Origin of the sequence: Mycobacterium sp. BK086, from assembly GCA_004362315.1 — a bacterium.
GTDB lineage: Bacteria > Actinomycetota > Actinomycetes > Mycobacteriales > Mycobacteriaceae > Mycobacterium.
In genome coordinates this window covers 948,627-971,197 of record SNWL01000004.1, presented here as the reverse complement: position 1 = coordinate 971,197, position 22,571 = coordinate 948,627, and the positions used below count along the sequence as shown (strand labels likewise).

The window sequence follows — 22,571 nt, the reverse complement described above, 5'->3', positions numbered from 1 at the left end:
TCTCAACCTAGAGCCCGAGTTGCCGCCGCCGTCCGACAATCGCGTGTACGGCCAGCCCGACCAGATAGATCGCCGAGCCGGCCAGCGCCAGCCCGGGTGAACGGCCATCGGCGGGAATCACTTCGGCCGCGAGCATGGTCGCCACGATGAACGACACCCAGAACACCGAATCCTGGACGGCGAAGACATGCCCGCGCAGGGCGTCGTCGACGTCGATCTGCATGGCGACGTCGGCGCAGAGCTTGACCATCTGGCCGGCCAGCCCCAGCAAGAAACCGCACACGATCATCACCACCAACTGCAGTGTGGCGCCTGCCAATTGGATGATCGCGGCGAAGACCAGTGCGCCATTGGCGGTCGTGTAGCGACCCCACCGTTTGATCGACATCGGAGTGAAGATATTCGCCAGGAAGGCCCCGGAGCCGGTGGCCGCGACGAAGATGACGGCGGTGCCCAGGCTGCCGACGGCCGGGGTGCCGCTGTGCCGCACGATCACCAGAACCAACAGCGTGTTGATCCCGAACACCATGCGGTGGCTGGCCAGACCCGACAACGTCGCCGCGACCGATGATGTGGTCAGGACGGTGCGAGCGCCGTACAGCCAGCCGGTGGCCACCGCGTAGACCACCGATCCGTGGACGGCGCGCGCGGTGTCGTCGGGCCCCAACTGGTGGCGGGGAAACCGCAACGACAGCACGAATGAGATCGCGACGGGCACGGCCACCAGCAGCATGACCGTGGCGGCGCCGGTGTCGCCGGAGCCGAACAGCCACCGGGGCAGCAGCATGAAGTTCGCGCCGAGGAAGGTGGCGGTGGCCCCGGTCGCGGTGGCGACCGAGTTCATCGTGACGACCTGGTGCCGTGGGACCACGTGGGGCAGTGCGGCCGACAGCCCGGAGGTGACGAACCGGCTGAAGCCGTTGACGATCAGCGCACCGCACAGCACGGTCAGGTCGGTCGCCCCGACGGCGAGCAGCACCGCGACTCCGATCACCAGCATCAGCCGCGCGAGGTTGGCCGCGACCAGTACCGCCCGGCGGTCCCAGCGGTCCAGCAGCGCGCCCGCGAACGGGCCGACGAGTGAGTACGGCAGGAACAGCACAGCGAACGACGCGGCCACGGCCCACGGGCTCGCCGCCCGCTCCGGATTGAACAACAACCCGCCGGCGAGGCCGGCCTGAAACAGCCCGTCACCGAACTGACTGGCGGTCCGCAGCTCCAGCAGCCGCCAGAACTCGGGCAGGCTGCGCACCGATCGCCATAGCGAACCGGATGCGCGCCTGTCGACCATCGGACCAACAGTACAAATATCCACACGCGCCCGTTACCGCAGCAATACCTCCGTGATGCCATGATGGTTGGGTGGCGCAGCCGGAAGACCCCGAAGACTTCGTCGCACCCGCGGCGAACCGGGTGCGGCCGGGGACGCTGCTGCTGGCCAACACCGACCTGCTGGAGCCGACGTTTCGGCGCAGCGTGATCTACGTCGTCGAGCACAACGACGGCGGCACGCTGGGTGTCGTGCTCAACCGCCCCAGCGAAACCGCCGTCTACAACGTGTTGCCGCAGTGGGCGAAGCTCGCGGCCAAGCCCAAGACCATGTTCATCGGCGGCCCGGTCAAGCGCGATGCCGCGCTGTGCCTGGGCACGCTGCGGGTCGGCACCGACCCCCAGGGCATGCCCGGCCTGCGTCATGTCGCGGGCCGGATGGTGATGGTGGACCTCGACGCCGATCCCGATCTGATCGCCCCTGCCGTCGAGGGTGTGCGGATCTTCGCCGGTTACTCGGGGTGGACCATCGGCCAGCTGGAGGGCGAGATCGAGCGCGACGACTGGATCGTCTTGTCCGCGTTACCTTCTGACGTACTGGTTGAGCAGCGAGTGGACCTGTGGTCGCGGGTGTTACGTCGCCAGCCGCTGCCGCTGTCTCTGCTCGCCACGCATCCGATCGACGTCAGCCGGAACTGACCGGCGGCGCGCTGCGCCCCAGCCGGCTGGCGATCACCGCGCACACGAACAGCTGGATCTGATGAAAGAGCATCAGCGGCAACATGATCAGGCCGACGGTGGCGGGCGGGAACAGCACCAGCGCCATCGGTAGCCCCGACGCCAGGCTCTTCTTCGACCCGCAGAACAGCAGCACGATCGCGTCACCGCGGTCCAGCCGGGCGACGCGCGCGGTGATCCAGGTCAGCGCCAGCACGATCGCCAGCAGCGCGGTGCTGACCAGCGCGACGGCCACCACCCGCCACGGCCGCACACTGCTCCAGATGTGCTCGGCCATCCCCTCGGAGAACGCGGCATAGACGACCAGCAGCACCGACCCGCGGTCGACGACTTTCGTCAGCACCGCGTGCCGGGTCACCACCGGTGCCAGCCACGGTCGCAACAGCTGCCCGACGGCGAAGGGCACCAACAGTTGCAGGACGATGTCGAGCACCGCCGACCCGTCGACGCGGGGCGCCCCGCCGATCGGCATGAGCACCAGGACGAGCAGCGGGGTCAGCAGCACGCCGACGATATTCGACAGCGAGGCGCTGACGATCGCGGCCGACACGTGCCCGCGCGCCATCGAGGTGAAGGCGATCGAGGACTGCACGGTCGATGGCACCAGGCACAGGAACAGCAGCCCGGCGTAGAGATCCTCGGTCAGGATCGACGGGACGAGCGCACGGGCGGCCAGCCCGAGCAGTGGGAACGCCACGAACGTGGTGGCCAGCACCAGCAGGTGCAGTTTCCATTGCCGAACGCCGTGCCACGCCTCTTGGGGCGACAACCGGGTGCCGTACAGCAGAAACAGCAGGGCGATGACGATCTTGGTGACCACCGAGAGAACGCCGGAGGCCGCGCCTTGGGCGGGCAGCACCGTGGCCAGCGCGACAACGGCGACGAGCAGCAGCAGGAAGGTGTCGACCGGAAGCCGTGAGAGCCAAGCCCTCATCGTGTGGTCGCGGGGCTTACTTGCAGGACAGCGTGCAGCTGGCGCAGCTGCCCGCGCAGCTGGCTTCGGCTTCGCGGCGCGCGGCGTAGCGAGCGCCCTGCCAGGAGCCGGCCGCGACGGTTCCCACCGCGCCGAGCACGCAGACGATCACCACGGTCAGTGCGGTCTGCGGCGGTGCCGCCAAGGCGGCCGACCCACCCGCGGCCAGCATCACGGCCGCGGCGAGTTGGGTCGGCGCGACCGCGCGAAGTACCTGTCCGGTGACGTCAGCAGCGGGCGGCCGGGTCAACGTCCAGACACCCGAGCCACCGATCAGGACGGCCATACAGAGGCACACCACGCCGACGACGAGCATGGGGCCACAATACGAGCCCCGGTTCAGCGCTGCTGACCGGGCACCACGCCCAGCGGGCTGACGGCGGGAACCGCGGCGGGCGCGGGCGCCGGTGGCGCCGCGGGCGGCGCGGTCGGCGACGTCACCTTGAAGCCGTTGACGATGGCATCGGTCGCGTCGGCGGTGGCGACCACCTGGTTGGCGGCGGTGGTCACGTACAGCGAGACCAAGTAGCGGTCGGGTCCGGACTGAACGATGACGTGGCGGCGCGAGGTGTTCAGCGTCATGTCGTTCTCGCGGTAGGTGCCTTCGATGATCGAGGACGGGAAACCGCCGAAGTCGGCCATCGAGGCGTCGGTCGCCTGCCAGTTGAAGAGCTCCTGGCTGTCCAGGTAGCCGTGCGTGATGGCTTCCTTCGGGTCGAATTCGCCGACCAGTTTGTAGACCTTCAGTTGGGCGTTGGAGGTGTACAGCCCGTCACCGCCGAGGCGGTCGGCCAGCACGGTGAAGGCGTCGGGGACGTTCGGGTCGGGGACGACGCTCCAGCCGCGCGGCATCGGCAGCACGAGGTTGAGCGCGGTGAAGCCGGCCGCTTTCTGCGGCTCCATCTTCACGCCCTTGTCCTTGAAGTAGTCGGCGAGCGTGCCGGATGCGGCGGGGACCAGGGTCTCCGGGGCGGCGACCGGGAGCGCGGGCGTGGCGGCCTGCGGCACGGCGGCAACCTGGCCGGGGACCGGTGCGGAGGCGGGCTGGGCGGCCGGGACGGCGTTGGCCGCGGCGGCATCGGGAGCGACGGTGACGGTCTGGGTGACGGTGACGGGAGCCGGCGGCAGCGGAACGACCGGGTCGGCGGACGCACTGGCGCCGGTCAGGCCGGTGAACCCGAGTACGGCCGCCGTACCTGCGGCCACACCACCAATTAGCACCCGCCAGTTACGGGCAATCGTCATCATCGCAGCTGTCCTTCTCCACACGGTCGGGCCAGGTGAGACCCCTCGTTAGGCGCCGACTGTATCCACGGGCCCGGGCGCCCGGATAGGTCTGGAACCGACCTGGAACCAACCTTCGACAGGACTGCAATCCAACCGAGATCGGGCCGTTGCCTGGGGTGCGACCGGGGTCACACAGCCCCATCGCCGGGGCGGTGCCGCGCGGCGCCCTTATACCCTGTGTGACGTGACCGAATCGCCGACCGCCGCAGCTGCGGGCCCCGACGGCTCCGACAGCGACGTGCCGCGGTACCGCTACACCGCCGAGCTGGCGGGGCGGATCGAGCGGGACTGGCAGGAGAACTGGCAGTCGTGGGGCACCTTCAACGTGCCCAACCCGGTCGGCTCGCTGGCGCCCACCGACGGCGCCACTCTTCCCGATGACAAGATGTTCGTCCAGGACATGTTCCCCTACCCCTCGGGTGAGGGCCTGCATGTCGGGCACCCGCTGGGCTACATCGCCACGGACGTCTACGCCCGCTACTTCCGGATGACCGGCCGCAATGTGCTGCACGCGTTGGGATTCGACGCCTTCGGCCTGCCCGCCGAGCAGTACGCCATCCAGACCGGCACGCATCCGCGCATCCGCACCGAAGCCAATATCGTCAACTTCCGCCGCCAGCTGGGCCGGCTGGGCCTCGGACACGACCAGCGGCGAAGCTTCTCGACCACCGACACCGACTTCTACAAGTGGACGCAGTGGATCTTCCTGCAGATCTACAACGCCTGGTTCGACACCGACCAGAACAAGGCGAGGCCGATCGTCGACCTGGTGGCCGAATTCGCCAGTGGCGCACGCAGTCTGGATGACGGCCGGGATTGGTCGGCACTGTCCGCGCAGGAGCGGGCCGACGTCGTCGACGGCTACCGGCTGGTGTACCTGTCCGATTCGCTGGTGAACTGGTGCCCGGGCCTGGGCACCGTGCTGGCCAACGAGGAGGTCACCTCCGAGGGCCGCAGCGAGCGCGGTAACTTCCCGGTGTTCCGGAAACGGTTGCGGCAGTGGATGATGCGCATCACCGCCTACTCCGATCGGCTGCTCGACGATCTCGAGGTGCTGGATTGGCCGGAGAAGGTCAAGGCCATGCAGCGCAACTGGATCGGCCGGTCCACCGGGGCGTCGGCGCTGTTCGGCGTGGACGGCACCGATATCGAGGTGTTCACCACCCGGCCCGACACTCTGTTCGGGGCCACCTATCTGGTGCTGGCCCCCGAGCACGAGCTGGTCGATTCCCTGGCCGCCGCGCAGTGGCCCGGCGCGGTGGATGACCGCTGGACCTACGGTGCCGCCGACCCGGCCGAGGCGGTGGCCGCCTACCGGCGAGCGATCGCGGCGAAGTCCGATCTGGAGCGCCAGGAGAACAAGACCAAGACCGGGGTGTTCCTGGGCGCCTACGCCACCAATCCGGCCAACGGCCAACAGGTTCCGATCTTCATCGCCGACTACGTCCTGGCCGGCTACGGCACCGGCGCGATCATGGCGGTGCCGGGTCACGACCAACGTGACTGGGAGTTTGCCTCGGCCTTCGGCCTGCCGATCCTGGAGGTGATCTCCGGTGGCGATGTCTCGGAGGCGGCCTATACCGGTGACGGCACCCTAGTGAATTCGGGCTACCTCGACGGGCTGAATGTGGCCGACGCCAAGGCCGCGATCACGCAGCGACTGGAGGCCGACGGCCGCGGCGCCGCGCGCGTCGAATACAAGCTTCGCGACTGGCTTTTCGCGCGGCAGCGGTACTGGGGCGAGCCGTTCCCGATTGTCTACGACGCCGACGGGCGCGCGCACCCACTGCCCGAATCCGCGCTGCCGGTGGAATTGCCCGATGTCGCCGACTACGCGCCGGTGATGTTCGACCCCGACGATGCCGACAGCGAGCCGTCGCCGCCGTTGAACAAGGCGACGGAGTGGGTGCATGTCGAGCTGGATCTGGGTGATGGCCTGCAGCCCTACAGCCGCGACACCAACGTGATGCCGCAGTGGGCGGGCAGCTCCTGGTACGAGCTGCGCTATGCCGATCCGCACAACTCAGAAGAGTTCTGCGCCAAGGAGAACGAGGCCTACTGGATGGGTCCGCGCCCGGCCGAGCATGGCGCGGCCGATCCCGGCGGAGTGGATCTCTACGTCGGTGGCGTCGAGCACGCGGTGCTGCACCTGCTGTACTGCCGGTTCTGGCACAAGGTTCTTCACGACCTGGGCCATGTCTCGTCGCGGGAACCGTACCGCCGCTTGGTGAATCAGGGCTATATCCAGGCGTTCGCCTACACCGATTCCCGTGGCGCCTACGTGCCTGCCGCCGATGTCGTCGAGCGCGGCGGGAAGTTCTTCCTGCCAGGGGACGACGGCGAGATAGAGGTCTTCCAGGAGTTCGGCAAGATCGGCAAGAGCCTGAAGAACTCGATATCCCCGGACGAGATCTGCGACGGCTACGGCGCCGACACGCTGCGGGTGTACGAGATGTCGATGGGCCCGCTGGATGCGTCGCGGCCATGGGCGACCAAGGACGTCGTCGGCGCGCATCGGTTCCTGCAGCGGGTATGGCGTCTCGTCGTCGACGAATCTACCGGCGAGGCAAGGGTTTCCGAGCACGAAGCGCTGGACGACGACACCCTGCGGTTGCTGCACCGCACGATCGCGGGAGTGTCGGAGGACTATGCGGGCCTGCGCAACAACACGGCCGCGGCCAAGCTGATCGAGTACACCAACCACCTGACCAAGGAAGGCATCAACGCCCGCGCGGCGCTGGAGCCGCTGGTGTTGATGGTGGCCCCGCTGTCGCCGCACCTGGCCGAGGAGCTGTGGCTACGGCTTGGTCACCCGAAGTCGTTGGCGCACGGCCCCTTCCCGGTGGCCGACCCGCAGTATCTGGTGACCGACACCGTCGAGTACCCGGTGCAGGTCAACGGCAAGGTGCGCGGCAAGATCACGGTCGCGGCCGACGCCGACAAGGCGACGCTGGAAGCGAGCGCGCTGGCCGACGAGAAGGTGCAGGCGTTCCTGGCCGGTGCCACCCCGAAGAAGGTCATCGTGGTGCCGGGCCGGCTGGTCAACCTCGTCGTCTAGCTCTGCCCGCGCGGCCGGACGATCACCTGATGGGTGTGTGCGTCCGGCGGAGTGGCGATCACGTCGGCGACGACCTGCGCCACGGTCGAGGCCTTGAGGTATTTCGACGGGTCGTACTCGCCGCCCTCGTAGGCGACCAGATCTTCCTGCATCTCGGTGGCGACCCGGCCGGGGTGCACGCTGGTGACCCGCAGGCTGGGCTCGTCGGCGCGCAGTGAGTCGGCGAAGGCCCGCTGGGCGAACTTGCTCGCCGAGTAGGCGGCCAGGCCGGGCGACGCGTTGAGCCCCGCCCCGGAGTTGATGAAGACGACGTGCCCGCGGGCCGCGCGCAGCGCCGGGAGCAACGCGAGGGTGAGCGCGACCGGACCGGTCACGTTCACCTCGAAGCAGGCCCGCCACTGCTCGGGGATGGACTCGTCGAACCGACCGGGGTGCGAGACGCCGGCGTTGTGGACCAGCACGTCCAGCTCGGCCAGCGGTTCGGCGGCGGCCTCGATGCTGTCCGGGTCGGCGAGATCCAATGGCCAGGTGGGAGCCCCGAGGCGGGCGGCGACGGCATCGAGGCGGGCGGACGGGCGGCCCGCCAACAGCAGGGTGTGGGTGGGTGCCAGCGCCTCGGCGATCGCCGAGCCGATCCCACCCCCGGCCCCGGTGATCAACGCAGTCGGCATAGACACCAACCCTACCGACCTGCGATTCCCGCCTCCGCGTCGCAGAATGAACGCGTGGCATTCGACCCGAGTTTCGGCCCGACGCAGCTGGCGGCCCGCGCGGCCTACCTGCTGCGCGGCAACGACCTGGGTGTGATGACCTCCGCGGCGCCGCTGCTCTACCCGCACATGTGGAGCTGGGACGCCGCGTTCGTGGCCGTCGGGTTGGCCCCGCTGAGCGTCGAGCGCGCTGTCGTCGAACTGGACACGCTGCTGTCGGCGCAGTGGGCCAACGGGATGATCCCGCACATCGTCTTCGCCAACGGGGTCGATGGGTATTTCCCCGGCCCGGCCCGCTGGGCCACCTCGGCGCTGGCGGCCAACGCCCCGCGCACTCGGCACACGTCGGGAATCACCCAGCCGCCGGTGCACGCGATCGCGGTGCAGCGCATCCTCGATCGCGCGCGCACCCGGGGCCGCTCGACAAGGGCTGTCGCCGAGGCGTTTCTGGATCGCCGGTGGGCCGATCTGGTGCGCTGGCACCGCTGGCTGGCCGAGGCCCGCGATCAGGACGAGCAGGGCCGCATCACGCTGTATCACGGCTGGGAGTCCGGAATGGACAACTCGCCGCGATGGGATTCGGCCTACGCCAACGTGATTCCCGGCAATGTGCCGGAGTACCAGCGCGAGGACAACAAGATCAACACCGACGCCAGCCAGCGTCCTTCCGACACCGAGTACGACCGCTACCTGTGGCTGCTCGAGGAGATGAAATCGGTTCGCTACGACGACGATCTGCTGCCCAAGGTGATGAGCTTCGCTGTCCAGGACGTCTTCGTCTCGGCGATCTTCTCGGTGGCATGTGATGTGCTGGCCAATATCGGCGAGGACTACAAGCGGCCGAATGCCGATGTGCGCGACCTGTATTCGTGGGCCGAGCGGTTCCGCACCGGTGTCGTCGAGACGGCGGACGGAAGGACCGGTGCGGCAAAGGATTTCGACGTCAGGTCGGGCAAGTGGATCGCGACGGAGACCGCCGCTCAGTTCGCCCCGCTGCTGTGCGGCGGGTTGCCGCACGACCGCGAGCGCGCGCTGCTGCGGATCCTGGAGGGTCCCCGGTTCTGCGGTCACCCCGACCTCAAGTACGCGGTGATTCCTTCGACCTCACCGGTTTCCAAGGACTTCCGGCCCCGTGAGTACTGGCGCGGTCCGGTGTGGCCGGTGCTGACGTGGTTGTTCTCCTGGGCGTTCGCCCGCCGCGGCTGGTCGGAACGGTCGCTGCTGCTGCGTCAAGAAGGCCTCCGGCAGGCCAGCGACGGCACGTTCGCCGAGTACTACGAACCGTTCACCGGGGAGCCGCTCGGCAGCATGCAGCAGTCCTGGACCGCGGCCGCGGTCCTCGACTGGTTGGGGTGATTACGTCTCGGCCTGCTCGGCCAACCGCTCCAGGGGACGCAGCGCCGTGGCCAGGGTCTCGCGCTCCTCGTCGGTCAACTTCGACAGCAGCGCCGCGAGATTCGCCCGCCGCACGGCCAGCGCTTCGCGATGCTGAACCAGCCCCTGCGGGGTGACCTCCACCAGAACCGCGCGCAGGTCCGAAGGGTCCCGGGAACGCTTGACGAGCCCCAGCTTTTCCAGGCGACGGATCGCCACGGTGGTGGTGGGCGTGCGTACCCGCTCACGGGCCGCCAGCTCGGTCATCCGGATGGGCCCCTGATCCAGCAGGGTCAGCAGGATGGACAGCTGAGCAAGGGTGAGGTCGGCGCCCTGGGTGCTGGACTTCGTATCGGCGCGACGCAAGACCGAAAACAGCTTCGAGAGAACCCGCTGCAGGTCACCGGACAGGTCGGCGACCTGCGACTCGGCCTCAATCATAGTTCGCTAGTCTAACCTGTGCGTGCCTGTCAACCGCGCGATACGCCGTTTTCGCACATGCAATTACAAAACTTGCGACAGGAACCGCTGCAGTCGGTCGGTTTCGGCGGCCGTGAAGATCTGCTCGGGCGGTCCGGATTCGACGACCTTGCCGTGGTCCATGAACACCACCGAGTCCGCCGTCGAGCGGGCGAAGCCCATCTCATGGGTCACAACCACCATCGTCATGCCGTCGGAACCGAGTTCGGCGATGAGGGCCAAGATCCCCTTGACCAGTTCGGGATCCAGCGCCGAGGTGGCCTCGTCGAAGAACATCACCTGCGGTGCCATGGCCAACGCCCGGGCGATTGCAACGCGCTGCTGCTGCCCGCCGGACAAGGTGGCAGGCCGCACGTCGGCCTTGTGCCGCAAGCCCACCCGCTCGAGCTGAGTCAGCGCCAGGTCCCGGGACTCGTCTGCGCCCAGTCCTTTGAGCTTGCGCGGGGCCAATGCCACGTTGTCCACCACACTGCGATGCGGAAAGAGGTTGAACTGCTGGAACACCATCCCGATGCGTTGGCGCAGCTTGTCAGGATCGTCGCGCAGCACCGACTGACCGTCGAGCAGGATGTCACCGCGGTCGGGCTCGTAGAGCCGATTCAGCGTGCGCAACAGTGTCGACTTGCCCGATCCCGACGGCCCGATCACCGCGGACGTACTGCCGGCGGGCACCTCAAGGTCCACCCCGCGCAGCACCGCATTGCCGCCGAGGGTGAGATGAATGTCGTTGGCCGCCAACGAAACCGGTTCTATTGCCGGTCTAGATCCGATGGCCATCACACCATCTCCTGGCTCGTGGTGGTCGGTTCCAGCGGATCCTCGTCGGCCACCACCCGCCCGCGACGCAGCCGGGCGTCGATGAAGTTGACCAGATGCGTCAGCGGAATCGTCAGCAGCAGGTAGAACAGGCCGGCCGCCACCAACGGCGACAGGTTTCCGGTCTGGGCGTTGAGATCCCGGCCCACCTGGAAGAGCTCACGCTGGCTGGCCACCAGGCCCAGGAAGTACACCAGCGACGAGGCTTTCAGCAGCGAGATGAATTGATTCACCAAGGCGGGCAGCACGCGTCGCACACCCTGCGGCACGATCACCAACCGCATCGAGGAGGTGTAGCTGAACCCCAGGGCGCGGGAGGCCTCCATCTGCCCGGCGTCGACACTCTGGATGCCGGAGCGGAAGATCTCGCCGATGTAGGCCGCGGCCATCAGCCCGAGCGCCGCGATGCCGAGCGGGTAGGGGTCATTGCCGGTCAGCTGGCCCACCACCGGCCCGATGCCGAGACCGATCAGCAGGATGATCACCACTTCCGGCAGGCCGCGGAAGATGTCGGTGTAGACCCGGGCCGGCCACCGCAGCCAGCGGGAACGCGAGATTCCGGCCACCGCAAGTCCCATGCCGAGCACCAGACCGATCACGGCGGCACTGACCGTGAGCAGCAGTGTGTTGGGCAGCCCCGTCGTCAACAGGTCCGGGATGGCCTTCTTGTAGAGGGCCCAATCCAGGAACGACTCGCGCAGTTGCGTCAGCACCGACTTCGGCGCACCGGCCGCTTCGGCCGGTTTCTCATGGGCGGCGGCGATCGCGGCGAAGTCGGGGAGCTGCGGCAGCGGCGCGGCCTTGGACCCCGGCTTCCAGCCAGGCGGCAACGCGCGCGGTACCCAGTCGGAGTACAGCTTGGACCAGGTGCCGTCGGCAATGACGGCGTCGAGCCCGGCGTTGAGCGCATTGATCAACGGCTTGTTCTCATTCGCCACCGCGTAAGCGACGAAATTGTCCAAGCTGAAAGTGTTTTCGACGATCTGGGCGGGATCACCCGGGCGCACGGTGCCCAGCGCCTGTTGCGACGGCGCCACCCACGCGTCGATCTGGCGCGTCTTCAAGCTGGCGTAGACGGTGTTGTAATCGGGGAACTTCACCGGCTGCAGGTGCAGGGTGTCGATCAGGTAGGCCTCTTGCACGGTGCCCTGCACGACGCCGATGCGCTGGCCGGGCCCGAGCTTCCCGAACCCGGTGATCGGGGAGCCCGACGGAACGACCAGTGAGAAGTAGCCGAAGTCATAGCCGTTCGTGAAGCCGACCGTCTTTCGGCGCGCATCGGTGGTGGTGATCGACGACGATCCGACATCGAAGCGACGGGAGGCCACCTGGGCGAGCAGTCCGGAGAATTCGGTCCCCACGAACGTGATCTTGAGTCCGAGCTTGTCGGCGATCGCGCGAAGGAGTTCGTTGTCGAATCCGGTGAATTGACCGTTGGAGTCGATGCAGATGCTCGGTGGCGCATCCGACAGCGTGCCCACGGTCAGCGTGCCCGGGGTGATCAGTCCGAGTGCGTCACGGTTGATCGCGCTCAGTGGCTCGGCGGTCGCGGTGGTGTACTTGTCCTCGCTCGGCCCCTTGGCGGCGGCCGCCAGGTTGGTCGGCAGGGCGCTGGCCGACTCCACACCCGGTGGTGCGCACTGGTCAGCACCCGCGGGCGCTGCACCCACCAGTCCCACGATCATCAGCAGCACCGTGAGCATGGCTGCCAGCCGGCTCGAATGAAAAGTCATCACTAGCAAGGTACTGCGGGCGGCAGCCCGAGCACGGCTTGCGATCAAACGGAATCCAAGTCGGCGAACACCCCGCGGCGGCACAACTCGACAGTCAGCACGTCAGCCATCAGGTCGGTGCGGTCCAGGCAGGATTGGCGCGCGGCGCCCGGATGGCCGCCGCGGATCGCCGCGAATTCGGTTTCGGCGAGCGGCATCAGTTGGGCCGGCGCGTCGGGGTGGGTGGCCCAGAACTCCTGCGGCATGAAGCTGCGCGACGCGCTGACCGCCGCTTTCAGGCGTGGGCCGGCGTATTCGTCGACGACGACGTCCCGAAACAGGTTGGCGGCGTCGAGGTACTCGCGGGGGTCGCCCGCATTGCGCATCAAGACCATCGCCCGGTCGAGCGCCTCGAGAGCGGGTCCGCGGGGATTGGTCGCGGCACGCGCGGACACGGCGCCGGTCAGCAGGCCGTGCACCTCGTGGTGTTCGCGCAGTACGTCGGCGTCGAAGCGGTGGACGAACGCGCCGCGGTGATAGCGCGTCTCCAGGATCCCGTCGTGTTCGAGCTGAACCAGGGCTTCCTGTACGGGCACCCGGCTCAGGCCGAGCGCCGCGGCGATCTCGTTGCGGTCCACTCGATCACCGGACCGCAGTCGGCCGGTGAGCAGGAGGTCGAGGACATGCGCGACGACCAGATCCTTCTCTTTGACCCCATAGCGTTTGGGCATCGTTCTCTCCGCGCCGTCTCGGACACGTACTTGGTCGTCATACTCCATGGTTTCCGGGCCGGATCTCGCCGAATCTCCCGTAACGAGACTGTGAGTCTCGTTACGCTCCGGAGATGACGACGACGGAACTGCCCGAGACGTACTACGCGGACACCCCGATGTTGAACGGGCGTACCGCGGCCGTGGAATATCTGCGCAGGCCCGGGCCGGTTTACCGGGCCGGCCGGATGTGGATCATCACCAGCTACGAGGGCGTCCGCTACGCCCAGAAGCATCCCGAGCTGTTCTCGTCGGCCAAGGCCTTCGACGGCATCGCGAACGCCATCAAGATGATCCCGATCGCCATCGACCCACCCAAGCACGCGGACTACCGCCGGGTGCTCGATCCGATGTTCGGGCCCAAACGTATGGCGGCGATGGACGCCGATCTGCGGGCACAGTTGCGCGGGCACATCGATGCCTTCGCGCCACTCGGCCGGTGCGATGTGGTCGCGGACCTGTCCTACAAGTTCCCGACCCAGGCGATCCTGACCCTGTTCGGGTTGCCGCTGGAACATCTGCCCAAGTTCCTGGAATGGGTGACCGGCATCATCAAGGGCGCCGACATCGCGTCGCTCGGGCAGGACCAGCCGCAGCACGTGATCGACTGTGCCATGGGCCTTTTCGGCTTCCTTGCCGAGCAGCTCGAGATCAAACGCACCCATCGCGGCGAAGACATGCTCAGCAGCATCCTGTCGCTCGAGGGTGACGACGCCTGGACCGACGCCGAGATTCTGGGCTTGTGCTTCCTGATCATCTTGGCCGGGCTCGACACCGTCACCGGCGCGATCGGCTTCTCGTTGCTCACCCTCGCCAACGATCCCGCGTTGCGCCACAGGCTGATCGACGATCAGGCGCTGATCGCACCGTTCGTCGAAGAGATGCTGCGCCTGGAAGGCCCGGTGCCCGGGGTGCCGCGTGTCACGACCGCCGATGTCGAGGTCGAGGGCGTGATGATCCCGGCCAACTCGTCAGTGATGCTGATGCTGTTCACGGCGAATCGCGAAGGCCCGCATGCCCACGAGATGGACTTGACCGCCAAGGCCACCCACCTCGGCTTCGGCGGCGGCATCCACCGATGCTTGGGCTCGCACCTGGCGCGGCGCGAATTGCGGCTGACCATCGAGGAATTCCACGCCCGCATCCCGGACTACCGGTTGGCCGGCGAGGCCACCGTGCTGTGGCCCGCCGGTACCTTCGGCCTGGAGTCGCTGCCGCTCGAATTCGACCCCTGTTAGCTCAGCGGTTGTCGCGCCAGCGGATCAGTGTCTCCGCCGCGCTGAGGTCGAAGTCGGGGCCGTCGGTGCCGACGGTCAGCAGCGTCACGCCGAGCCCGGCCAGCGCCTCGGCGTTGGCGGTGATGGTGTCGGCATCGCGCCCCTCCACACCTGACGAACGCTCGACGGTGGCCGGATCGCGGGCCACGTCGAAGCAGTGCCGCTCGAGCACCTCGGCCTTGACCGGGTAGGTCTCGGCGTTGGTGAACCCGTGCCAGATATCGCCGTGCTCGGCGACCAGGCGCAGGGTCTTTCGCTCACCCTGACCACCGATCAGGATCGGGATCTCCCGCGTCGGCGCGGGGTTCAGCTTGGCGAGGCGGGACTTGATGCTCGGCAACGCTCCGGCGAGGTCGTTGAGGCGGCTGCCCACGGTGCCGAAGTCGTAGCCGTACTCGTCGTAATCCTTCTGCTTCCAGCCCGAGCCGATGCCCAGGATCAGCCGGCCCCCCGAGATGTGGTCGACGGTGCGGGCCATATCGGCCAGCAGTTCGGGGTTGCGGTAGGAGTTACATGAGACCAGGGCGCCGATCTCGACCCGAGAAGTCTGCTCGGCCCAGGCGCCGAGCATCGTCCAGCACTCGTAGTGCGCACCCTCGGGATCGCCGTAGAGCGGAAAGAAGTGGTCCCAGTTGAAGACCACGTCGACGCCGATGTCCTCACAGCGGCGCACGGCATCGCGCATCTGGTTGTAGTCGGTGGAATGTTGCGGCTGCAGTTGCACGCCGATGCGAATCGGAAAGGTCACGCCTCAACCGTACGTTTGGTCAGAGCCCGATATTCCCGTTCGGCTTCCACACCGCCACGATCGACGGCTTCGCGGTCCCGTTGCCACCCGAAGGCCAGTTCGACAGCGGGTCGTCGATGCTGTTGTCGTCGTGCTCGCCGGGGTGCTGCACCGAGACGGTGACAAGGTCGTCGAGCACGATCGGCCCGCAGGTCTCCGCTCCGATCGGGACGGTCAGAAACTGCCGTGTCTCACCGCGATTCGGACCGTCCAGCGCGACGGCGAACAGTCCGTCGTTGGAACCCAGGGCATTGCCGTCGGTGGAGATCCACAGATTGCCGTGCTTGTCGAAGGCCAGGTTGTCCGGGCAGGAGATCGGACTGACCTTCGACTTGTCGAAGCCGCCGAAGTAGGTGTCGGCGGCGGCGGGATCCCCGCACACCAGCAACAGGTCCCAGGTGAAAGTGGTGCCGGCGTGGTCATCGGTGATCTCGAGGATCTGCCCGTTCTTGTTGTCGTTGCGGGGATTGGACGCATCGGCGGCGGGCTTGCCGGATGCTCCGCGCTCGTTGTTGTTGGTCAGCGCGACGTAGAGCTTGCCGCTGCGCGGGTTGGCTTCGAAGTCTTCGGGCCGGTCCATCTTGGTGGCGCCGGCCTTGTCGGCGGCGAACCGGGTGAACACCGCGACCTCCTGTGGCGTCATCCCGGCGACCAACGACTCCGCCGCCCCGCCCGGTCCCGAGCGCAGCAGTGGCAGCCAGGTGCCCGATCCCCGGAATCCGCCGTCGGGTAGCGTGCCGGAGCCGTCGATCGTGCCGGCCGGGATGTCGGTGGTGAGCTTGGCGACGTATAGCGTTCCCTCGTCGAGGATCGTCAGGTTGGCGGCCATCGCGGCGGTGTCACGGCCGGGCTGAATCTTCTTGGCCGACACGAATTTGTACATGTAGTCGAAGCGTTCGTCGTCACCGCTGTAGGCCACGACGGTGCCGTCGGGGGTGACGTGGATGTTGGCGGCCTCGTGTTTGAAGCGGCCCATCGCCGTGTGCTTCACGGGCGTCGATTGGGGATCCCACGGGTTGACTTCGACGACGTAGCCGAACCGGTTGACCTCGTTGGGGGACTTGGTGGGATCGAATCGGGGATCGAACGTTTCCCACAGTCGTTCGCTGGGCTTGGTTTTGATGCCGTAGCGCTTCCACCGGTCGGCGTCGATCGGGGTGGGCGGCTGCGCGCCCTCGGCTGAGCCGAAGTAGGAGTTGAAGTTCTCCTCCCCGGAAAGCACTGTGCCCCAAGGGGTGACACCGCCCGAGCAGTTGTTCATGGTGCCGCTGACGGTGCGGCCGCCCGCGTCGGCGGCGGTCTTGACGAACTCGCTGCCCGCTGCGGGGCCGACGAGGGTGAAGGGGGAGTCGGCGGTGAGCCTGCGGTTGTAGCGGCCCAGCACGGGTTTGAGTCCATCGGCGGTGCGCTCGACCTCGACGACGGTCAGGCCATGGGCGGCGACGGCGGTGTCGAATTGCTCACGGGTGGGCTTCTTTTCGTCGTAGCCGGGGAACATGAACCGCTCGGTGGTGTACTCGTGGTTGACGACGAGCAGATAGTGGTTCGGGGTGCCGTCGATCGGCAGCAGGCCGGCGAAGTCGTTGTTGAAGCCGAATTGTTGACGCTGTGCGGCGCCAGTTTGCTTGGCGAGGTCGAAGGCCGGCGCGCCAGGCAGCACCGGATCGCCCCAGCTGATCACCACGGCCTGCTGGTAGCCCTGCGGGATCACAACGGCGTCTTCGCTGTTGGGTGCCACCGCGGTGAAGTTCATCCCCGCGGGCGGTGCGGTCGGCGCCGGGGACGGTGCGGCGGGCTTGGGGTCACCGGCACATGCCGCCAGCGTGGAGCCCGCGCCGACTGCCAGCACCGCGACACCGGCGGCCTTGAGGGCTGAACGCCGCGTCACCGCTTCGCGCACGAGGTCGCCGAAGTATTCGTTGTCGCTGGTGTTGGGCGCTGGGTGCGCGCAGGCGTCGCCGCAGCGGTAGCGGCAGGTCACGCGTTGCCGCGCGGAGCGCCCGTCGTGATCGATCAGCAGGTTCAGCGGCACCAGAGCCATGTCGCGAAACTAGGGCACGGCTGTGAATCTGCTGGCAATGAACCGGTGAACAACAGGCAAACTCAGCCGAGCACGTCGCCCAGGATCTGGACCAGCGCCCGGGGCTGATCACCCTGAACCGAGTGGCCGGAGTCGGGCACCACGATCACGCGCTGGAAACCTGGTGCGGTACGGGCGAATTCGTCGGCGTCCTCGTCGTTGACGAAGAACGAGTTGGCCCCGCGGACCAGCGTGGTGGGCATGGTGATCGACGGGACGTCGTCCCACAGGCCGGCGAATGACTCGGGCAGCCCCCCGCCGGGGTTCGCACCCTTGCGGAACGAGTCGTAGCGCCAGGTCCAGGTGCCGTCGTCCAATTGCTTCGAGTTGTGAAAGACCCCACGGCGCAAGGATTCTCGGCTTCGTGTGGGGGAGGCAGCGATGGTGACGTCCAGCATCGCTGCGAAACTCGGGAATGAGCGTTCGCCTTGCGTCAGGGCGACCGCGCCCAACTGCGCCTGGCTCATCTGTTCATGACGTTCGGGCGCTGACGGGGTGACGTCGACGAGAACCAGCTCAGGAACGAGTTCCGGCTCGACGGTCGCGATACGCAGGGCGGTGAGCCCGCCCAGCGACATGCCGACCACGAGTCGCGGATTGGGCGCCCATTCGGGCAGCACGGCCCGCACCGTTTCGGCGTTCAACTTCGGGCCGTAGTCGCCGTCTTCGCGCCAGGCCGAGCGCCCGTGGCCGGGCAGGTCGATCGCCAAGGCGGGAACGCCAAGACCGAGGATCACGGTGTCCCAGGTGTGGGCGTTCTGCCCGCCGCCGTGCAGGAATACGACCTGCGGGGGCTCGGCGCCCCACTTGAGAGCGCTGATCGGCCCCGATTCGATCCTGGACACCGGCGGCAGCGGAGTGCTCACGCCCGCCTGCGCGGCGTTCTCGGACAGCAGGGCGAACTCGTCGAGTCCGATCAGCTGGTCATCGGAGATCTCGGTCATGTGACGACTGTAGGACTCGCCGATTCGAAACGACCAGGCCTGTCCCACCCACGCCGGCCATAAATAAAGTGGTTGATTTAACTCGGTGAGTCGGGTTCACTCGGGCAGGTGACCGACACACTGGGGGAACACGACGAGGTGTTCCACGCGCCGACCGACAACCCGCACTGGGGCGAAAGCGGCTGGTTCGGATTCAACATCCCCGAACGCAATCTCAACGGGTTCGTCTACTACTTCCACGACGCCCGAACCGGCACGTCCGGCGGCGGGCCCGCGCTCTGGGATCCCAGCGGCGAAGAGATCTACGACTGCCTGTTCTACGACTGGCGCTGGCACCAGCCGCCCACCGGACCATTGGAGTTCAGCGACTTCACCCTGCCCAACTCGTTGCGCCATGAGGTCGTGGAGCCGCTGCACCGCTACCGGTTGTCGTACTCCCAGCCCGGTCTGGAATTCGAGCTCGACTGGACGGGACTCATGCCGCCGCACGAGTTCGGCACCGTGCGGGACCCGGCGATTCCCACCCACTTCGACCAACCGGGCCACATGCAGGGCACCCTCGTGCTCAATGGTGAGCAGCTGACCGTCGACTGCCTGGCGATGCGCGACCGGACCTGGGGACCGCATGTCCACGAGCAGCCCCGATCCGGTGACTACCTATGGGCCATCGCCTCGCCCGAATCACATTGGCACTCAATCGCGATCAATGTGGGCGAGCCGGGTGTCGACATCGCGGTCGGTGGCTACCTCGCCCGCGACGGCAAGGTCGGTGAAATCGTCAAAGGCGAGCGGCGCGTGACGCAGCGCAGCGACGGCGCGCCGGTACGGGTGACGTTCGACGCGCAAGACGATCTGGGACGCGAACTGCACGCCGTCGGTCAGGTCCGCACCGCGCTGCGGTGGATGGGCTGGCCCGGCCGGCTGACCTACTGGACTCTCACCGAATGGACCTGGGACAACCAGACCGGGTTCGGTGAGAACCAGGAGTTCATCGCACGCGATGACGTGCGCGCGTTGCTCGCGACGTAACTACTCGCCGGCGATGAACTCTTCGAGCTGAATCCGGGCGATGTCGTCGGCCAGCTGCTTGGGCGGGCTCTTCATCAGGTAAGCCGACGCCGGGATGATCGGGCCGCCGATACCGCGGTCCTTGGCGATCTTCGCGGCGCGCACGGCATCGATGATGATGCCGGCCGAGTTCGGCGAATCCCACACCTCGAGCTTGTACTCCAGGTTCAGCGGCACGTCGCCGAAGGCGCGGCCTTCGAGGCGGACGTAGGCCCACTTGCGGTCGTCGAGCCACGCCACGTGATCCGACGGGCCGATGTGGACGTTCTTGTCCTCGACCTTGCCGGCCAGCGAGCCGGTGAGGTTGGAGGTGACGGCCTGGGTCTTGGAGACCTTCTTGGACTCCAGACGCTCGCGCTCGAGCATGTTCTTGAAGTCCATATTGCCGCCGACGTTGAGCTGGTAGGTGCGGTCCAGCGTGACGCCACGGTCCTCGAACAGCTTGGCCATCACGCGGTGGGTGATGGTCGCGCCGACCTGACTCTTGATGTCGTCGCCGACGATCGGCACACCGGCGTCCTCGAACTTCTTGGCCCAGACCGGATCCGAGGCGATGAACACCGGCAGCGCGTTGACGAACGCGACCTTGGCGTCGATGGCGCACTGCGCGTAGAACTTGTCGGCCTCGTCCGAGCCCACCGGCAGGTAGGACACGAGCACGTCGACCTTGTTGTCCTTGAGGACCTTGACCACGTCGACCGGCTGCTCGTCGGAGATCTCGATGGTCTCGGCGTAGTACTTGCCGATACCGTCCAGCGTCGGGCCGCGGTGCACGACGACGTCGGTCGGCGGCACGTCAGCGATCTTGATGGTGTTGTTCTCGGAGGCGAAGATCGCCTCGGAGAGGTCGAAGCCGACCTTCTTGGCGTCCACGTCGAACGCGGCGACGAACTTCACGTCGCGCACGTGGTACGGGCCCAGCTTGACGTGCATCAAGCCCGGGACGGTGGCGTTCGCGTCGGCGTCCTTGTAGTACTGCACGCCCTGGACCAGCGAGGATGCGCAGTTGCCGACGCCGACAATGGCGACCCGCACATCTGTCGACGCTCCGTTGTGCTCCGTCATGGACGTTCTCCTAACTCGGTACTTCTGCTGGCTGCTGTTCAGGTACTTCGATGGCCGCGTCAGGCCTGGTCTGGATGACTCTGGGCCACCCGCTCAGCGGCGATGAGCTCGTTGAGCCACTTGACTTCCCGCTCGCTGGACTCGAGGCCCAGCTGATGCAGTTGTTTGGTGTAGCGGTCGAACGAGTTGCTCGCTCGGGCGATGGCCTCCCGCAGACCCTCGCGACGTTCCTCGACCTGGCGGCGCCGGCCTTCCAGGATTCGCATCCGCGCCTCGGCCGGTGTGCGGTTGAAGAACGCAAGGTGCACACCGAAGCCGTCGTCGGTGTAGTTCTGCGGACCGGTGTCGGCGACCAGCTCAGCGAACCGCTGGCGTCCGGCGTCGGTCAGTTGGTACACCCGGCGGGCACGGCGCAACACCGTTGTTCCCGCCGGTGCGGTGTCCTCGACGATCAACCCGTCGGTCTGCATCCGGCGCAGGGCCGGGTACAGCGAGCCGTAAGAGAACGCCCGGAAGGCGCCCAACAGACCCGTCAGCCGTTTACGCAGTTCGTAGCCGTGCATGGGGGACTCGAGGAGAAGACCCAAGATGGCAAGCTCCAGCACCGGGTCACCTCCTTTGCTCGACCGTCACAGCGCTTCGACACCTCCGGCGATAGTATCGGAGCGATATATTTACCGCTACTTGGACGGCGTCGATCCAGGTGATTGCCGGGCAGTGTCGCGCCGTTGAACGAGCTACGGGTAGTTGATGTTCTTGATCGAGCCGTCTGGATAGAGCTGGATGTAGCCGCTGCCGTAGTCACTGGAGACGTAGATCGAGATCGAGACCGTGTCCGGCGCGGTGATGTCCCGGCTCGGTTCGACGATCAGGTAGGTGCTCTTGACGTCTCCCGGCTTCATGTTCAGCGACTCGGGCGCGCCGCGCAGGATTCCGACGACGGCCTTGGTGTCGAACTTGCCGAGGTCCACCACCTTGGCGTCATTGCCGGCCGCCGAACTGCTCGGGTCGCCCCAGCCGCCGCGGTAGGTGTAGTTCAGCTCGCGACGCTCGTCGCTGGGGTCGGGACGGGTCAGCGATGCGTAGTCGGGGTAGATCACCAGCCGGTTGCCGGTGGTGTCGCCGAACTTCTTCTTCATCTGCTCGAGCAATCCGGTCAGTCCGCCCAGTGACTGCAGCTGGCGCGGCGGGGTCAGCACGACGGGAGCGACGCCGTCGGGCTTCGCGCCGGGGTCGGACGTGAAGTTCAGCGGCGACGGAGTGTTGCCGTAGAGACCCCAGCCGATGCCGATCCCGAGCACGACCAGCACACCCATGATGGCCAGGCGGATGCCCCAGCTGCCGCCGGCGGCGGCCGACTGCAAGCGTGGCTTCTTCAATGTGGGCAGCTGCACCGGAGCGTTGGCGGTCTGCAGATCTCCCACCAGGGAGCGCAGATCTCCGAGGGTTGTGGCGTTGGTCGCGGCCTTCACCCGCTGCTGGTGCTCGCTCATCGACAGCTGCCCCTCGGACAGGGCGGTGTCCAGGATCTGGCAGGTGTCGTTGCGGTCAGTGTCCTTGGCTCGGGTACTGGCCGTTTGGGAAGTCGCCACGGGTGTGATCGTAAGAGTTCGCCGGCCAAGAGCGCAGACCAGGCGCACATTCCGGGCCACTCGCCAGGCGGTTGCATGTCGATGCCGAGATCCCCGACGTACTCTGGTGATCGTGCGATTGCAGCGACAGGTGGTGGACTACGCCCTTCGGCGACGCTCCCTGCTGGCCGAGGTGTACTCCGGCCGGACCGGCGTCAGCGAGGTCTGCGATGCCAATCCCTACCTGTTGCGCGCCGCGAAATTTCACGGCAAACCCAGCTCGGTGATGTGCCCGATCTGCCGCAAGGAACCACTGACGTTGGTGTCCTGGGTATTCGGCGATCACCTGGGCGCGGTGTCGGGGTCGGCCCGCACCGCAGAGGAGCTGGTGTTGCTCGCAACCAAATTCGACGAATTCTCGGTACACGTGGTGGAGGTATGTCGCACCTGCGAATGGAATCACCTGGTCAAGTCCTATGTGCTCGGAACGCCGCGCCCCGCCGACGGGACGCGTGGACGCCGGCGCACCCAGACGGCGCGTTCCGACGCGCGTACGGCCAGTGAATAGCGAAGGGCGTCACGACCGGTCTGG

Annotated in this window: 21 protein-coding genes; 6 read left to right on the top strand and 15 right to left on the bottom strand. The window is 67.2% G+C overall.

Annotated features, from left to right (window positions below; genetic code table 11):
* Positions 1-7 precede the first annotated feature (7 nt).
* Positions 8-1,291, bottom strand: coding sequence for an MFS transporter (locus tag EV580_RS15385; protein WP_133692013.1), 1,284 nt, complete (start codon positions 1,289-1,291; stop codon positions 8-10).
* 71 nt (positions 1,292-1,362) lie between these two features.
* Here EV580_RS15385 and EV580_RS15380 point away from each other — a divergent pair, with 71 nt between their 5' ends.
* Positions 1,363-1,968, top strand: coding sequence for a YqgE/AlgH family protein (locus EV580_RS15380; protein ID WP_133692012.1), 606 nt, complete (start codon positions 1,363-1,365; stop codon positions 1,966-1,968).
* Here EV580_RS15380 and EV580_RS15375 read toward each other — a convergent pair.
* From EV580_RS15375 to EV580_RS15365, 3 genes are read right to left on the bottom strand one after another with little or no spacing between them, the layout of a single operon-like run.
* Positions 1,955-2,941: a bile acid:sodium symporter family protein gene (locus EV580_RS15375; protein ID WP_133692011.1), complete on the bottom strand. Its 987-nt coding sequence runs from the start codon at positions 2,939-2,941 to the stop codon at positions 1,955-1,957. The two genes, EV580_RS15380 and EV580_RS15375, sit on opposite strands and share 14 nt — an antisense overlap.
* A gap of 16 nt (positions 2,942-2,957) precedes the next feature.
* Positions 2,958-3,296: a hypothetical protein gene (locus EV580_RS15370; protein ID WP_133692010.1), complete on the bottom strand. Its 339-nt coding sequence runs from the start codon at positions 3,294-3,296 to the stop codon at positions 2,958-2,960.
* 23 nt (positions 3,297-3,319) lie between these two features.
* Complete coding sequence (locus EV580_RS15365) at positions 3,320-4,228, bottom strand: LpqN/LpqT family lipoprotein (protein ID WP_133692009.1); 909 nt, start codon at positions 4,226-4,228, stop codon at positions 3,320-3,322.
* A gap of 223 nt (positions 4,229-4,451) precedes the next feature.
* Between EV580_RS15365 and leuS the strand changes: the two genes are divergently transcribed.
* Entirely contained in the window at positions 4,452-7,325 is a 2,874-nt protein-coding gene (gene leuS / locus EV580_RS15360) for a leucine--tRNA ligase (protein ID WP_133692008.1), read from the top strand.
* Here the strand turns inward: leuS and EV580_RS15355 are convergent.
* The gene (locus EV580_RS15355; protein WP_133692007.1) at positions 7,322-7,996 is read right to left on the bottom strand and encodes an SDR family oxidoreductase; all 675 of its coding nucleotides are present in this window, start codon (positions 7,994-7,996) and stop codon (positions 7,322-7,324) included. The two genes, leuS and EV580_RS15355, sit on opposite strands and share 4 nt — an antisense overlap.
* A 54-nt stretch (positions 7,997-8,050) precedes the next feature.
* Here EV580_RS15355 and ggh point away from each other — a divergent pair, with 54 nt between their 5' ends.
* Positions 8,051-9,391, top strand: a complete 1,341-nt coding sequence (gene ggh, locus EV580_RS15350; RefSeq protein ID WP_133692006.1) for a glucosylglycerate hydrolase — start codon at positions 8,051-8,053, stop codon at positions 9,389-9,391.
* Here the strand turns inward: ggh and EV580_RS15345 are convergent, their stop codons facing one another.
* The 4 genes from EV580_RS15345 to EV580_RS15330 all read right to left on the bottom strand — a co-directional run bounded on the left by EV580_RS15345 (position 9,392) and on the right by EV580_RS15330 (position 13,148).
* A complete protein-coding gene (locus EV580_RS15345) occupies positions 9,392-9,850 on the bottom strand; it encodes a MarR family winged helix-turn-helix transcriptional regulator (protein ID WP_133692005.1) in 459 nt (152 codons plus the stop codon).
* 63 nt (positions 9,851-9,913) lie between these two features.
* Positions 9,914-10,666 carry an amino acid ABC transporter ATP-binding protein gene (locus EV580_RS15340; protein ID WP_133692004.1) on the bottom strand — a complete coding sequence of 251 codons (753 nt, stop codon included), beginning with the start codon at positions 10,664-10,666 and terminating at the stop codon, positions 9,914-9,916.
* On the bottom strand, positions 10,666-12,438 hold the full coding sequence (locus EV580_RS15335; protein WP_133692003.1) for an ABC transporter substrate-binding protein/permease: 1,773 nt from the start codon (positions 12,436-12,438) through the stop codon (positions 10,666-10,668). The genes EV580_RS15340 and EV580_RS15335 overlap by 1 nt, the downstream gene beginning before the upstream one ends.
* 44 nt (positions 12,439-12,482) lie before the next feature.
* A complete protein-coding gene (locus tag EV580_RS15330) occupies positions 12,483-13,148 on the bottom strand; it encodes a GntR family transcriptional regulator (RefSeq protein WP_133692002.1) in 666 nt (221 codons plus the stop codon).
* A gap of 113 nt (positions 13,149-13,261) precedes the next feature.
* Here EV580_RS15330 and EV580_RS15325 point away from each other — a divergent pair, with 113 nt between their 5' ends.
* Positions 13,262-14,425 (top strand): cytochrome P450, encoded by a 1,164-nt coding sequence (locus tag EV580_RS15325; protein ID WP_133692001.1) that lies wholly within the window; start codon positions 13,262-13,264, stop codon positions 14,423-14,425.
* A 1-nt stretch (position 14,426) separates the two neighbouring features.
* On the opposite strand, the gene EV580_RS15320 is transcribed toward EV580_RS15325, so the two are convergent.
* The 3 genes from EV580_RS15320 to EV580_RS15310 form a co-directional block, all read right to left on the bottom strand.
* Entirely contained in the window at positions 14,427-15,212 is a 786-nt protein-coding gene (locus tag EV580_RS15320) for an LLM class F420-dependent oxidoreductase (protein WP_133692000.1), read from the bottom strand.
* A gap of 19 nt (positions 15,213-15,231) precedes the next feature.
* Positions 15,232-17,292 carry a PhoX family protein gene (locus tag EV580_RS15315; RefSeq protein WP_133691999.1) on the bottom strand — a complete coding sequence of 687 codons (2,061 nt, stop codon included), beginning with the start codon at positions 17,290-17,292 and terminating at the stop codon, positions 15,232-15,234.
* Positions 17,293-17,354: 62 nt separating this feature from the next.
* Positions 17,355-18,275, bottom strand: a complete 921-nt coding sequence (locus EV580_RS15310; protein ID WP_133691998.1) for an Rv0045c family esterase — start codon at positions 18,273-18,275, stop codon at positions 17,355-17,357.
* 108 nt (positions 18,276-18,383) lie between these two features.
* Between EV580_RS15310 and EV580_RS15305 the strand changes: the two genes are divergently transcribed.
* Positions 18,384-19,304 carry a DUF7064 domain-containing protein gene (locus tag EV580_RS15305; RefSeq protein WP_208114614.1) on the top strand — a complete coding sequence of 307 codons (921 nt, stop codon included), beginning with the start codon at positions 18,384-18,386 and terminating at the stop codon, positions 19,302-19,304.
* Here the strand turns inward: EV580_RS15305 and EV580_RS15300 are convergent, their stop codons facing one another.
* The 3 genes from EV580_RS15300 to EV580_RS15290 all read right to left on the bottom strand — a co-directional run bounded on the left by EV580_RS15300 (position 19,305) and on the right by EV580_RS15290 (position 22,000).
* Positions 19,305-20,408 (bottom strand): inositol-3-phosphate synthase, encoded by a 1,104-nt coding sequence (locus tag EV580_RS15300; protein WP_133691997.1) that lies wholly within the window; start codon positions 20,406-20,408, stop codon positions 19,305-19,307.
* Between the two features lie 59 nt (positions 20,409-20,467).
* Positions 20,468-21,013, bottom strand: coding sequence for a PadR family transcriptional regulator (locus EV580_RS15295; protein ID WP_005142205.1), 546 nt, complete (start codon positions 21,011-21,013; stop codon positions 20,468-20,470).
* A 132-nt stretch (positions 21,014-21,145) separates the two neighbouring features.
* Positions 21,146-22,000 carry a DUF1707 SHOCT-like domain-containing protein gene (locus tag EV580_RS15290; RefSeq protein ID WP_133691996.1) on the bottom strand — a complete coding sequence of 285 codons (855 nt, stop codon included), beginning with the start codon at positions 21,998-22,000 and terminating at the stop codon, positions 21,146-21,148.
* 112 nt (positions 22,001-22,112) lie between these two features.
* On the opposite strand from EV580_RS15290, the gene EV580_RS15285 reads away from it, so the two are divergent.
* A complete protein-coding gene (locus EV580_RS15285; protein ID WP_133691995.1) occupies positions 22,113-22,547 on the top strand; it encodes a DUF5318 domain-containing protein in 435 nt (144 codons plus the stop codon).
* Positions 22,548-22,571 lie beyond the last annotated feature (24 nt).

Excerpts from the sequence above, each read along its gene's own strand:
- EV580_RS15385 (WP_133692013.1), bottom strand. The coding sequence starts at position 1,291 with ATGGTCGACAGGCGCGCATCCGGTTCGCTATGGCGATCGGTGCGCAGC.
- EV580_RS15375 (WP_133692011.1), bottom strand. The coding sequence starts at position 2,941 with ATGAGGGCTTGGCTCTCACGGCTTCCGGTCGACACCTTCCTGCTGCTG.
- EV580_RS15370 (WP_133692010.1), bottom strand. The coding sequence starts at position 3,296 with ATGCTCGTCGTCGGCGTGGTGTGCCTCTGTATGGCCGTCCTGATCGGT.
- EV580_RS15365 (WP_133692009.1), bottom strand. The coding sequence starts at position 4,228 with ATGATGACGATTGCCCGTAACTGGCGGGTGCTAATTGGTGGTGTGGCC.
- EV580_RS15355 (WP_133692007.1), bottom strand. The coding sequence starts at position 7,996 with ATGCCGACTGCGTTGATCACCGGGGCCGGGGGTGGGATCGGCTCGGCG.
- EV580_RS15345 (WP_133692005.1), bottom strand. The coding sequence starts at position 9,850 with ATGATTGAGGCCGAGTCGCAGGTCGCCGACCTGTCCGGTGACCTGCAG.
- EV580_RS15340 (WP_133692004.1), bottom strand. The coding sequence starts at position 10,666 with ATGGCCATCGGATCTAGACCGGCAATAGAACCGGTTTCGTTGGCGGCC.
- EV580_RS15335 (WP_133692003.1), bottom strand. The coding sequence starts at position 12,438 with ATGACTTTTCATTCGAGCCGGCTGGCAGCCATGCTCACGGTGCTGCTG.
- EV580_RS15330 (WP_133692002.1), bottom strand. The coding sequence starts at position 13,148 with ATGCCCAAACGCTATGGGGTCAAAGAGAAGGATCTGGTCGTCGCGCAT.
- EV580_RS15325 (WP_133692001.1), top strand. The coding sequence starts at position 13,262 with ATGACGACGACGGAACTGCCCGAGACGTACTACGCGGACACCCCGATG.
- EV580_RS15315 (WP_133691999.1), bottom strand. The coding sequence starts at position 17,292 with ATGGCTCTGGTGCCGCTGAACCTGCTGATCGATCACGACGGGCGCTCC.
- EV580_RS15310 (WP_133691998.1), bottom strand. The coding sequence starts at position 18,275 with ATGACCGAGATCTCCGATGACCAGCTGATCGGACTCGACGAGTTCGCC.
- EV580_RS15300 (WP_133691997.1), bottom strand. The coding sequence starts at position 20,408 with ATGACGGAGCACAACGGAGCGTCGACAGATGTGCGGGTCGCCATTGTC.